The 12401-nt window shown below is 57.5% G+C and carries 14 protein-coding genes; 8 read left to right on the top strand and 6 right to left on the bottom strand.

Annotation, left to right across the window (positions count from 1 at the left end; all coding sequences use genetic code 11):
* Nucleotides 1–159 precede the first annotated feature (159 nt).
* Genes AC2FLJ_RS03085 through AC2FLJ_RS03100 form a run of 4 tightly spaced genes read left to right on the top strand, consistent with a single transcriptional unit; the run spans nt 160 to nt 3625 of the window.
* Complete coding sequence (locus AC2FLJ_RS03085) at nt 160–861, top strand: glutathione S-transferase family protein (protein ID WP_496704492.1); 702 nt, start codon at nt 160–162, stop codon at nt 859–861.
* Between the two features lies 1 nt (nt 862).
* Complete coding sequence (locus AC2FLJ_RS03090) at nt 863–2236, top strand: L-serine ammonia-lyase (protein ID WP_058274837.1); 1374 nt, start codon at nt 863–865, stop codon at nt 2234–2236.
* A gap of 24 nt (nt 2237–2260) precedes the next feature.
* The gene (locus AC2FLJ_RS03095; protein ID WP_109311724.1) at nt 2261–2671 is read left to right on the top strand and encodes a GFA family protein; all 411 of its coding nucleotides are present in this window, start codon (nt 2261–2263) and stop codon (nt 2669–2671) included.
* A gap of 39 nt (nt 2672–2710) precedes the next feature.
* The gene (locus AC2FLJ_RS03100) at nt 2711–3625 is read left to right on the top strand and encodes a DMT family transporter (RefSeq protein ID WP_496704417.1); all 915 of its coding nucleotides are present in this window, start codon (nt 2711–2713) and stop codon (nt 3623–3625) included.
* On the opposite strand, the gene AC2FLJ_RS03105 is transcribed toward AC2FLJ_RS03100, so the two are convergent.
* Nucleotides 3570–4277 carry a thiamine diphosphokinase gene (locus AC2FLJ_RS03105; RefSeq protein WP_496704418.1) on the bottom strand — a complete coding sequence of 236 codons (708 nt, stop codon included), beginning with the start codon at nt 4275–4277 and terminating at the stop codon, nt 3570–3572. The two genes, AC2FLJ_RS03100 and AC2FLJ_RS03105, sit on opposite strands and share 56 nt — an antisense overlap.
* Nucleotides 4278–4398: 121 nt before the next feature.
* On the opposite strand from AC2FLJ_RS03105, the gene AC2FLJ_RS03110 reads away from it, so the two are divergent.
* Complete coding sequence (locus tag AC2FLJ_RS03110; RefSeq protein WP_496704419.1) at nt 4399–6030, top strand: hypothetical protein; 1632 nt, start codon at nt 4399–4401, stop codon at nt 6028–6030.
* 76 nt (nt 6031–6106) lie between these two features.
* Here the strand turns inward: AC2FLJ_RS03110 and AC2FLJ_RS03115 are convergent, their stop codons facing one another.
* From AC2FLJ_RS03115 to nthA, 5 genes are all read right to left on the bottom strand, one after another.
* Nucleotides 6107–6349, bottom strand: coding sequence for a DUF2842 domain-containing protein (locus AC2FLJ_RS03115; protein WP_109311720.1), 243 nt, complete (start codon nt 6347–6349; stop codon nt 6107–6109).
* Nucleotides 6349–7641 (bottom strand): adenylosuccinate synthase, encoded by a 1293-nt coding sequence (locus tag AC2FLJ_RS03120; RefSeq protein WP_058276100.1) that lies wholly within the window; start codon nt 7639–7641, stop codon nt 6349–6351. The genes AC2FLJ_RS03115 and AC2FLJ_RS03120 overlap by 1 nt, the downstream gene beginning before the upstream one ends.
* 99 nt (nt 7642–7740) lie before the next feature.
* Nucleotides 7741–8076 carry a nitrile hydratase accessory protein gene (locus AC2FLJ_RS03125; protein ID WP_496694991.1) on the bottom strand — a complete coding sequence of 112 codons (336 nt, stop codon included), beginning with the start codon at nt 8074–8076 and terminating at the stop codon, nt 7741–7743.
* Nucleotides 8073–8750 (bottom strand): nitrile hydratase subunit beta, encoded by a 678-nt coding sequence (gene nthB / locus AC2FLJ_RS03130; protein ID WP_496704420.1) that lies wholly within the window; start codon nt 8748–8750, stop codon nt 8073–8075. Before nthB ends, AC2FLJ_RS03125 begins: the two co-directional genes overlap by 4 nt.
* Entirely contained in the window at nt 8747–9361 is a 615-nt protein-coding gene (gene nthA / locus AC2FLJ_RS03135) for a nitrile hydratase subunit alpha (protein ID WP_058276103.1), read from the bottom strand. The genes nthB and nthA overlap by 4 nt, the downstream gene beginning before the upstream one ends.
* Nucleotides 9362–9511: 150 nt before the next feature.
* On the opposite strand from nthA, the gene secG reads away from it, so the two are divergent.
* From secG to AC2FLJ_RS03150, 3 genes are all read left to right on the top strand, one after another.
* Nucleotides 9512–9877, top strand: a complete 366-nt coding sequence (gene secG, locus AC2FLJ_RS03140; RefSeq protein ID WP_058276104.1) for a preprotein translocase subunit SecG — start codon at nt 9512–9514, stop codon at nt 9875–9877.
* A gap of 158 nt (nt 9878–10035) precedes the next feature.
* A complete protein-coding gene (pyrG, locus tag AC2FLJ_RS03145; RefSeq protein WP_058276105.1) occupies nt 10036–11679 on the top strand; it encodes a CTP synthase in 1644 nt (547 codons plus the stop codon).
* A 122-nt stretch (nt 11680–11801) separates the two neighbouring features.
* Nucleotides 11802–12284, top strand: coding sequence for a bacterioferritin (locus tag AC2FLJ_RS03150; RefSeq protein WP_058276106.1), 483 nt, complete (start codon nt 11802–11804; stop codon nt 12282–12284).
* Nucleotides 12285–12401: the final 117 nt, after the last annotated feature.

Here is a 12401-nt window from a genome sequence, read left to right on the forward strand (position 1 = left end):
TCCCCCTTGGTATTGCGGAATTTATACGGAATGTCCGACGCAACTGCGAGCGCCAATTCGCCGATCCAGCAGGCCAACTTGTCGCGAAACTACGCGTTTCCTATTGGAAACGTCGCAATCGAGACGTTCGACATCCCTGCTGGTGTATACATACAGCCCATGAACGCGCCCTACAGATTGCACTTTGCCCCCGACAATGCCTCTCTGGTGATCAGACTGGTGCTGGAAGAGATGGGCCTGCCTTATCAGACGGCTTTGGTGGATCGACGGCAAAACGCACAGGATGGCGCGGCTTACAGAGGGTTGAATCCGAACGGCCTGATCCCGGTTCTTGAAACGCCACAAGGTCCGATCTTTGAAACAGCCGCCATCCTTTTGTGGCTGGCAGATACACATGCGCAACTGGCTCCCGCCTCTGACAACCCGGATCGGGCTGCGTTCCTGAAATGGCTCTTTTTCGCATCGAACACTTTACATGCCGATCTGCGCATCCTGTTCTATGCCGAAAAATACATCGACACGGCACAGGCCGAAACCTTGCGCAACGGTATTCGCCCGCGCCTGCGCCAACATCTTCGGGTTCTGGATGACGTTGCTAAAACTGCGCCCAGCTGGTTGCACGCCGATCAGCCCTCGGTCCTTACATACTACCTTGCCTGCCAGATGCGGTGGATGTCCCTTTACCCGGAGCGCGCTGATCGCAGTTGGTATCAATTGGCGGATACGCCTTACCTGCAATCCATTCTGATGCGCCTGGAAAGCCGTCCCGCAATCCGGGCTGCCATCGCGGCCGAGGGGTTGGGGGTTACCCCCTTCACCAGTCCATCTTATGCTCACCCTCCAGAAGGCTCTGCTAACTGATATGTTCTTGTCTGTTTTTGATATGTTCAAAGTGGGCATCGGCCCGTCCTCGTCACACACAATGGGGCCGATGGTTGCCGCCGCACGGTTTCTGGACCTGATGCGCGCCTCGCCGTTTGAATTCGCCGGTCTTCGCGGATCGCTGCACGGATCGCTGGCTTTTACTGGCGTAGGTCACGCAACAGACCGGGCTACGATCCTTGGGCTGGCCGGGTTTGTTCCTGACACCTATGACAACGACAAGGCCGAGGCCGCGTTGGCTGCTATTGCTGAAACGCACTCAGTCACGCCCGAGGGGTTGCCGACCCTGCAATTCGATCCAAAGGCCGATCTGATCTTTGACTACGACCACAACCTGCCGGGTCACGCCAACGGTATGATCCTGATGGCTACCGACGCACAAGGCGACGTGATCCTGCGGCAGGTCTATTATTCCGTAGGCGGCGGTTTTGTTCTGACCGAGGAAGAACTGGCCGAAGGCAAAGCCACCAATGACGGCCCTGCCGTGCCTTTCCCGTTCCACTCGGCGGCCGAAATGCTTGAGATGGCAAACGCCAGTGGCAAAAGCATCGCCCAGATGAAGCGCGAGAATGAAATCGCGCGGGGCTGTGCGGACAGTTTCGCCAAAGGCACCGCGCGCCTTTGGGAAGTCATGAACAACTGTATCGAACGTGGACTGAAGACGGATGGCATTCTGCCCGGCGGCCTGAAAGTGCGCCGCCGCGCCAAGGGCATCCACGACGCGTTGTTGGCCGAACGGGGTATGAACTTGAACGCGCCGCACACCATCAACGACTGGATGAGCGTCTATGCGATGGCGATAAACGAGGAAAACGCGGCTGGCGGGCAAGTCGTCACTGCGCCCACAAACGGGGCAGCTGGTACGATGCCTGCCGTACTGCGCTACTACCTCGATCACGTTCCGGGTGCCTCGGAAAGCCATATCGAGGACTTCCTCCTTACGGCAGCTGCCATTGGCGGGCTGGTCAAATACAACGCCTCGATCTCAGGCGCTGAGGCTGGGTGTCAGGCTGAAGTTGGAAGCGCCTCGGCAATGGCTGCAGCGGGCCTCTGCGCCGTGATGGGTGGTACGCCCGAGCAGGTCGAAAACGCCGCCGAAATTGCATTGGAGCATCATCTGGGCATGACCTGCGACCCGGTCGCTGGTCTGGTGCAAGTTCCTTGCATCGAACGCAACGGTTTGGCGGCCATCAAAGCCGTCTCGGCTGCTTCACTTGCGCTGCGTGGCGATGGGAAACACTTCGTGCCGCTGGATTCAGTGATCGAAACCATGCGCCAGACCGGGCATGATATGCATGAGAAGTACAAGGAAACGTCTCTGGGCGGGTTGGCCGTAAACGTGCCAAACTGCTGACAGTGACAGCAATGGAGGTCAACGATGCAAGGACATTGCCTGTGCGGCACCATCCGCTACGAGGTTGATCCTCCGGTCCTGTCCTGCGTGAGCTGCCATTGCGATAGTTGCCGCAGGCAATGTGCGGCGCCGATGACGACCTATTTTGGCGTGCGCGACGGGCAATGGCGCTGGACTGGCGAGTCTCCGAAAACCTTTAATTCCTCGCCCGGTGTCGAGCGCAGCTTTTGTCCCAATTGCGGCACGCCGATCTCGTTTCGATCCCAAGCAATGTCGGACGTGCTGCATTTGTATGTCGCCACATTAGAGGATCCCAACCAATTGCAGCCCACACTGCACGTGGCCCATGAAGAACGGCTGGATTGGCTGAAACTGGACGACGACCTGCCCGTCTGCATCGGACCCGACTACACGAAGGTGCAGCCGATTTCATAGACGCTTTCAACCGGGTGCCAAAACCCGTAGCGTCGCCGCATGACCCAGGATCGTCCCGTCTTTGGCATCTTCTTGATGCTGTGTTTTTGCGTGCTTGCACCGATGGGCGATTCCATCGCCAAGCTGCTGGGTGAGACGACACCGGTCGGCGTTCTGGTGTTTATTCGCTTTGCCGTTCAGGCGTTGATCCTGATACCTTTGGTGGCCCTGACCAGGCGGCACTGGCGCATGCGTGGACGTCTTGTGTGGCTGGCGTTCATCCGAACGGTTCTGCATATCGTCGCTATCGCGGCAATGTTCAGCGCACTGCAATACTTGCCGCTGGCGGATGCAGTCGCCATCGCCTTTGTCATGCCCTTCATAATGTTGTTGCTGGGCAAGTACGTGCTGGGTGAAGAGGTCGGTATGCGCCGCCTGATCGCCTGCGGTGTCGGGTTCGTGGGCACTCTGCTGGTCATCCAGCCCAGCTTTGTACAGGTCGGTGCCGCCGCTCTGTTACCCTTGGTCGTTGCAATTGTCTTTTCCCTTTTCATGTTGGTGACACGACAGATTGCCAAGGAAACCGACCCGATCGCCTTGCAAGCCGTGTCCGGAGTGATGGCGACGGTTCTGCTGCTGCCGGTTCTGGCGCTGGGAACACTCGGCAGTGTTTGGGAGCTGTCTTTCATTGTTCCCGAGCGTGAAAGTCACCTGCTGCTGATCGGAATCGGTGTCCTGGGCACTGTCGCGCATCTATTCATGACGTGGTCGTTGCGCTATGCGCCGTCCGCCACGCTGGCCCCCATGCAGTATCTTGAGATCCCAGTGGCGACGTTCTTTGGCTGGTTGATCTTCCATGACCTTCCGGATGGCATGGCCGCTGTCGGCATTGGCATCACCGTCGGCGCAGGCCTGTATGTCATTCTGCGCGAGCGGGCCAGCGCCCGGTCTGCCCCGACAGAAACGCCTGCGTAACCTGATCTAGAGCGTATCGCGGCACCATCACCAGCAATCCCGGCGCATCCACCGTCAGTTCAACATCCGCCAGCGCGCGGTTGGACGTGCCTACCTGCCCGCCTGGTTCCATCACCAAATCGTCGATGGGCCACTCCAGCCCTCTGCTGGTACCGGTTACCCGCTGAAACGGAAAAAATGAAACGACATCGCCAGGGGTGATACACAGGGAAATCTGTGGAGGCGCATGGAAGACGACCTCGGTCTCGCCCAACAGGACACAGGGGCGATCCTGTCTCTGAACCAACGTGTTAAGAACAGCAAGCTGATGGTCCAACCTCCCGCCCAAGAACCCTGCCCCCAACACAACAGGCGCGTCGATGCTGCGCAGAGCCTTGTCAAAATCCGTGCTGTTTTGTTCCCGTATGGGATACAACCGGTCCACTGGAATTTGGTCTTTGTGTCGGCTGTCCAGCGAATCGAAATCACCAATCACGGCATCAGGGAGGCGACCCGATTCTACCAATGGGGCGGCTCCACCATCGGCCGCCACGACCGTATTGGCGCGAATCAGCATCACCTCCAGGTCGTCAGGGCCGATTTCCCCACCTCCGACCAGTGCAATTGGCTCAAATGACCGTACAATTGGGCGTTTTTTACTTAGATTGATCATTTTTCCCGGATTTGGACACATTGAGACCACAAAATGATAGGTTCATGCAGAGAGTTCCGAGCCAATAGGTGTGCCTGCATAAGGTGGTTGGCTCTCGTAGTTTGTAGAGGACGTGCGTCTGATGGTACAGAACAACAAGGTATTGACCGTTTCTTATGGAACCTTCTCCTGCACTTTGGAAGGATTCGACGATTCATTCGAAACGATGAAGGCAATCGCAGAATACTTCCGTGATCTTTCTGCCGACGATCGGTATTTTGGTTCTGAACCCCCACAGCCTGACGCAGAAATGCTGACCCGGATCGCACAGCGTGACGCCGCAAAACATGTAGAAGCCAGCCAGAGCGATTCCGGCCTGTTGCTGCGCGCGACCCAGCAGGCTGCAAAGCCAACCCCTGCTGTGGTTCCAACCGCTGCGCAAGCAGACCCCCAAGTGATGAACCCCAGTGCCACCCCCCCTGCACAAGGGGCCGAGTCGTTCTTTGCTGATGCCGAGCCGGTTGAAAGCGCGCCTGCCCCAGCTGCCGACAGCATTGCCGCGAAACTACAGCGCATCCGCGCCGTCGTTTCGCATTCCGAAGAAAACTCGGTGATTTATACTGAAGACGAAGACACAAGCCTGGGTAATCAGCCAGCTGCTCCGAAGGATGCGGTCGCCGCCGCGTTTGAGGCGGGTTCGCTCGAGGCGTCGGACCTTTCGGAATCGGACAAGCCCGAAGCAGCCGCTGAAACTATGGCACCAGCTTTTGAGGCAGAAGAAATCGAGGACACCCCTGCCGTGGCAGAGCCAGTGGCAGAAGCCGAAACAACGGAAGAACCGGTAGAACCCGTGCAGCCATTCTCGATGCAGCAGGACGCCGACTACGAAGACGAGGAAGAGGCGCCCACGCCATCGGCACTGTTCACCGATCTTGAAGAAACGGCCGAAACCGATGAGCCCGGCAATATCCTGAGTGAAGAGACCGAAGAGGATCAGATCGAAGAGGTCGCAGAGACCCAAGAGGGTTATCTGACCGCCGAGGATGAGGCCAATGTTCTAAGCGAGATTTCGAAGGTCGAGGCCGCAATGGACGGTCAATCATCGAACGAAAATGCACTGGATCAGGATTTGTCCCGCCTGATGGACAAGGCCGACAGCCAGATGGATGACCCGGCGACCAGCACGCAGCGCGAAACCTATTCGCATCTGCGCACGGCCGTCGCCGCAACCGAAGCTGAGCGCGAGGATCGGCCCCAGCAAGAAGAGTCCGAGGAAAGCGGATATCGCGGCGATCTGACCTCGGTCGTCAGCCCGCGCCGCCCCGAGATTCAAGTCACCAGCATGCGCCCTCAGTCGGACACCTCGTCGCCACTGAAACTGGTTGCGGAACAGCGTGTCGACGCAAGGGAACAGGACTCCGGTCCAGTGACCCCGCGCCGCGTCACGTCCAAGTCAGAAGACGAAGCAGGCGACTCCAACGAAGAAGGTGGTTTTGCCCTGTTTGCACAGGAACAAGGCGCACAATCGCTGCCCGACCTGTTGGAAGCTGCAGCCGCCTACTTGTCGTTCATCGAAGGTCAGGAACAATTCTCGCGCCCGCAGTTGATGAACAAGATTCGTTCGCTCAAGCAGGATGACTTCAACCGTGAAGAAAGCCTGCGCTCGTTCGGTCAATTGCTTCGGGACGGCAAGATCGAAAAAGCCGGTGGAGGTCGCTTCGCTGCATCAACGCAGATCGGGTTCCGTCCTGACGATGAGCGCGCCGCAGGCTGAACTTAAATAATCAAAAGAAAAAGGGGCCGATGCAATCATCGGCCCCCTTTTTTTGTAAGGTAAAAGAAGTGCTCTCTCAATCTTCCGATTGATCCGGGTCTGCTTGCCCAACGCCTTTGAACACGAACTTGAAGGGCAAGGCCCACACGATGCCCAGACCGACATAGACCAGCAGTTCAAGCCAGATCGGCGGGCGATCAAGCCAGTTCACAACCGTCACCACAGCCACGATGTAAAGCGGCAATCCAATCAGCAAAAGCGCCAGAGACCAACGGCGGCGCGCCTTATAGCTGAGGCCTTGTTTCTGTTCCTCTGCCATCAGTCTGCAAACGGGTCTGTCACCAGAATGGTGTCATCCCGCTCCGGGCTGGTGGACAAAAGGGCGACGGGACAATCGATCAGCTCTTCGACCCGGCGCACGTATTTGATGGCATTGGCGGGCAGATCCGCCCAGCTGCGCGCGCCTTCGGTGGATTCGCTCCAACCCGGCATCTCTTCATAAATCGGCTTGCAGCGCGCCTGTTGGTCGGCCGCAGTCGGAAGATAATCCAGACGTTCTCCGTCCAGCTCATAGCCAACGCAGATTTTCAGGGTTTCGAATCCGTCCAGAACGTCCAGTTTGGTCAGTGAGATACCGTTCACACCGCTGGTCGCGCATGTTTGGCGCACCAGGCAGGCATCGAACCAACCACAACGACGTTTGCGGCCTGTGGTCGTCCCGAACTCGTGCCCACGCTCACCAAGCCGCTGACCATCGTCGTCGTCCAGCTCGGTTGGGAACGGCCCCTCGCCTACACGGGTTGTGTAGGCTTTGACGATGCCCAGAACGAAATCGATAGAACCCGGACCGATTCCTACGCCTGTGGAAGCTTGACCGGCGATAACATTGGACGACGTCACAAACGGGTAAGTTCCGAAATCAATATCCAGCAACGCACCTTGCGCGCCTTCGAACAGGATACGCTTGCCGGCCTTGCGCTTTTCGTTCAACACTTTCCAGACGGGTGCAGCAAACGGCAGAATTTGCGGCGCGATCTCTTTAAGCTGAGCGATCAGAGCATTACGATCAATCGGCTCCAGCCCAAGGCCGTTTCTCAGCGCGTTGTGGTGAACCAAGGCGCGATCAACTCGCAATGCCAGCGTTGCATCGTCTGCAAGATCAGCCACTCGGATCACACGTCGGCCAACCTTGTCTTCGTAGCAAGGACCAATGCCGCGGCCGGTTGTCCCGATTTTCGCAACCGAGTTTTGACTTTCACGCGCCCGATCCAGTTCACCATGGAACGGCAGGATCAGCGGTGTATTTTCAGCAATCATTAGATTTTCAGGGGTGATTTCGACGCCCTGAGCCTGAATGGTTCCGATCTCTTTGATCAGGTGCCAAGGATCCAGCACAACACCGTTTCCGATGACACTCAGTTTTCCGCCGCGAACAACACCGGACGGCAGCGCATGCAGCTTGTAGACTTCACCATCGATGACCAGCGTGTGACCGGCGTTATGTCCGCCCTGAAAGCGTGCAATTACGTCTGCACGCTCGCTGAGCCAGTCGACGATCTTGCCTTTTCCTTCGTCACCCCACTGGGCGCCGACAACAACCACATTGGCCATATCCGGTCCTTTTGCGCTGAGATATCAAACTCGGCTCGTATAACGGGGGTAACGCGACAGGGAAACCGGTAATTCGACGCAGTTGAGCAGTTCCGAGAACTACTTGTCCGTTAGCTGCACCGGATTGCCGTGTGGGGTTGTCAGATATGCGTCTTCCCAGGCGTTGCGCAGCCGGTTTACGTCGTCGGGCATGGCTGTGCCTTGCTCGGCCAACAATGCCTCAAGCGTTTCCAGCCACGCGAAAAAGTAGTCGTTCCCGCCGTTCAGTTCCCGATCCAGCCCATGGCGCTTCAGGGTGTCCGAGAACCGCGCAGCCCAATCGGGCCAATCAAACCGGCCCGTCTCATTCAGTGCGACCGTCACGGCAAACACCTGCGCATGCCAGGGTTCAGCAAAAACAGGCTCAGGGGCGGAATGGGCAACGCAATTGCTCATGCCGGGCCCAGATAGCTTTGCCAAAGATCCAAAACCACCTCGTCATTGGGATGTTCCGGGTTGGTCCAAAGTTCGGATGCCGGGAATACAACAGCATATAGTGGCTCAGGCGCGTCTCCCAATCTGTGAGCGCTGGAATCCGGCAGCACGTGCGTCCCGTGCATCATTAGAATGCGCCCCTTCGCTCCGGCGGCATAGTGGGGCAACCGAGTATGACCGCCGTCGACCAAGCGGTTGGCAGTTGGACGTGTTGTCACGACCTCCTGCCCGATCGCATATTCCGCCGGGACGTTCGAAGGTCTATCCGCAGGACCGCCGCTGGCCAGCACACCAGCAACCGCTTCGGCCTTCATCTTACGGCTCGCCAGCGGGTGTTCTTCTTTGTCTGCCTCGCCACGTAGGTCTTCTTCGGTCAGCACGCCGCTTTCGACCAGCAGGTCCGTCAGGGCTGAAATCCATTTCTCATAATAAGAAAATCGCGTGTAGTCCTTGGGTGAGAGCCTTTCGCGTGCGTGACGTGAGATATCAATGTTCCATTGCCCCAGCGATCCAGCGGCCAGCGTGACTGCCAATGCCCGCGCATGCCAGTCTTCAGCAAAAACCGGGGCATCATCGGGTTCGGGGTGCACAGGTCCATCGCCGAACTGCCCCCCCATATCGTGAACTCTGGTCATGAAGGCACCTTTGGCAGGCCGGTTCCGATCATGCTGTCGCGTGTGACAAGTGCCGCCAACTCGTCTTCGGTTAAGCCATCCGTGTCTTCTGGCCGCATCGGAAGCACAAGGTACCGCACCTCGGCCGTCGAATCCCAAACGCGAACCGAGGACGTCTCGGGCAGGGTCACCCCGAACTCAGCCAGAACCTTGCGCGGCTCACGCACAGCCCGCGCCCGATAGGCATCGGATTTGTACCAACCCGGCGGAATACCAAGCAGCGGCCACGGGTAACAGCTGCACAAGGTGCACACGACCATGTTGTGCTGTTCAGGTGTGTTTGCGACGACAACCATGTGTTCGCCCTGACGCCCGTAATAACCCAGATCGGCGACAACCGATGTGGCATCTTTCAGCAACGCGGCTTTGAAGTCCGGGTCAGTCCAGGCTTTGGCAACGACCCGCGCGCCGTTCTGCGGGCCGATCTTGTTCTGATAGGTATCAATAATTTCATCCAGCGCCGCCGGATCGATCAGTCCCTTGCGAGTCAGAATCGTTTCCAGCGCCTTTACGCGCAACGCAGGATCAGGTGGCAAAAGGGTGTGCGGGTGGTCGTGATCATCATGTGGCATGGCCGCAGCCTGCGCGAGGTGCGGCCATGCTGTCCAGTCCCTTTGCCGTGATCTGAAACATCACCGTTCTTGATGCCAACTCCTCCCTTGCCCCCGCTGGAAAACTTGCATAAGTACCACGCGATACACGCCACGCTGTACAGGAACACCATGGAAAACGTCGTTCTCATTATCCACCTCCTCTTGGCTCTGGGCCTGATCGCCGTCGTTCTGATGCAGCGGTCCGAAGGCGGTGGCCTTGGCATGGGCGGCGGGGGTGGCGGCGCCATGACCGGACGCGCCGCAGCGACTGCTTTGGGCAAGGTGACGTGGATCCTGGCCGCTTGTTTCATCGTGACATCAATCACGCTGACCATTCTGGCCGCTCAGAAATCCTCGGGCAGTTCGGTGATCGACCGTTTGGGCGTTCCGGCCCCGGCACCAACCGAGGAAAGCACACCTGCGGTTCCGTCGGCTGACGATCTGCTGCCTCCGGCAGATGGCGACAACGCGCCGCTGATCCCACAAGCCAACTGATCCACAAAACCTAGAAACTTGAAAGAGAACTGCAACAGCATCTTGCGGTTCTCTTGCGCTATTGGCGCGAATCCTTTATATGTGAAGTCCCGTGGTGCAGCGGTTTTTCGGAACCGTCGGGCAGCTGATTTTGACGTCTCACGGGAGCAGCCGAAAACATGGCGCGTTTTATTTTCATCACTGGTGGTGTGGTTTCGTCTTTGGGTAAAGGACTGGCTTCGGCGGCTTTGGGCGCGCTGTTGCAGGCCCGAGGGTATTCGGTACGTCTGCGCAAGCTGGACCCCTATCTCAACGTTGACCCCGGCACGATGTCGCCGTTCGAGCATGGCGAAGTGTTCGTGACCGATGACGGGGCCGAAACCGACCTAGATCTTGGTCACTACGAACGATTCACCGGTGTGGCGGCCCGCAAGACCGACTCGGTTAGTTCAGGTCGGATTTATTCCAACGTGCTCGAGAAAGAGCGCCGCGGTGACTACCTGGGCAAGACCATTCAGGTGATTCCGCACGTCACCAACGAGATTAAAGACTTTATCTCGATCGGTGAGGATGAGGTCGATTTTATGCTGTGCGAGATTGGCGGCACCGTCGGCGATATCGAAGGCCTGCCCTTCTTTGAAGCTATCCGTCAGTTCAGCCAGGACAAGCCGCGCGGCCAATGCCTGTTCATGCACCTGACCCTGCTGCCCTACATCAAAGCCTCGGGCGAATTGAAAACCAAGCCGACCCAGCACTCGGTGAAAGAGCTGCGCTCGATCGGTCTGGCTCCTGACATTCTGGTCTGTCGCTCCGAGGGTCCCATCCCGGTCAAAGAGCGCGAAAAGCTGGCGTTGTTCTGCAACGTGCGCCCGGACAGCGTGATCGCGGCACAGGATCTGTCGACCATTTATGACGCCCCGCTGGCCTATCACCGCGAAGGTCTGGATCAGGCGGTTCTGGATGCGTTCCAGATCAGCCCTGCCCCCAAGCCTGATCTTACAAAATGGGAAGATGTCAGCGACCGCATCCACAATGCCGAAGGCGAAGTTAAAGTCGCCATCGTCGGCAAATACACGCAGCTTGAAGACGCCTATAAATCGATTGCCGAGGCACTGACCCATGGCGGTATGGCCAACCGGGTTCGCGTCAAAGTCGAATGGGTCGATGCCGAGGTGTTTGATACCGAAGACGCAGCCCCGCATCTGGAAGGATTCCACGCGATCCTCGTTCCCGGTGGATTTGGCGAACGCGGCACTGAAGGCAAGATCAAAGCCGCGCAATACGCGCGCGAACACAAAGTGCCCTACCTGGGAATCTGCCTTGGTATGCAGATGGCTGTCATCGAAGCAGCCCGCAACGCCGCTGGCATTACCGAAGCGGGCTCGGAAGAGTTTGACCACGAAGCGGGCAAAAAACGTTTTGAGCCTGTTGTTTACCACCTGAAAGAATGGGTGCAGGGCAACCACAAGGTCGAACGCAAGGTCGGTGACGATAAAGGCGGTACCATGCGTTTGGGCGCCTATGACGCGGTACTGGCCGATGGCTCGAAAGTGGCAGAGGTATACGGCGGCACCAATATCGAAGAGCGCCACCGCCACCGCTATGAGGTGGATATCAAGTATCGCGACAAGCTGGAAAAGGCTGGTCTGAACTTCTCGGGCATGTCGCCCGATGGTCGCCTGCCCGAAATCGTCGAATGGTCTGACCACCCTTGGTTCATCGGCGTCCAGTACCATCCGGAACTGAAATCCAAACCATTTGAACCGCATCCACTGTTCCGCGATTTTGTGCGCGCAGCGAAAGACACCTCTCGTCTCGTTTAAGAGCTATCTGTGTCGGACTGTCACCCCGCATTGTTTTGTGGGGTGTAACCTCCTAACTATTTGAACAAGCAGGCCCGCGTGCCGCGTAATTTGATGCAGTTCAAAGATTCAGGAGTATTCCGATGAGCAATTCGACAACGATCACAAACCTCCAACAAGCGCTTCACATGGAAATGACAGCAGCGCATCAGTACCAGTTGCATGCGCATGTGCTGAATGACTGGGGCTTGGACATCCTGGCCGAGAAGATGCGCGGCGAGATGCAGGAAGAACTGGGGCATTCTGATGCCTATATCGAACGCATTCTTTTCCTGGGCGCAAAGCCAGAGCTTGAGCTTCAGAAAAACCCAAAGGCGGCGGACGACCTGGAAGAGATGTTTACCGCAGACCTGAAGGATGAAATGGAAGCCATCGATTTCTACACCCAAGCCGCAGCACAAGCGGCCGAGGCTGGCGACGTTGGAACCCGAACATTGTTTGAACGAATTTTGCTGGAGGAAGAAGGCCACAAAGCATGGCTGGAGACCGAGTTGTCACTTCTCAAGCGGCTAGGCGAGTCGGCGTTCAGCGCCAGATACGTATCTGGCACTGCCGGCCAAGACTAAATCATCTTCAACTGATCTCACCATGTCGCAGAATTCGGGCCAACAAATGTTGGCCCATTTTCTTTCGTCACCGCAAAGTGACGGTGTGCGGCCAAAAAACACTACTCGGGCACAGTT

It is taken from the genome of Ruegeria sp. CDSA034 (assembly GCF_059612275.1).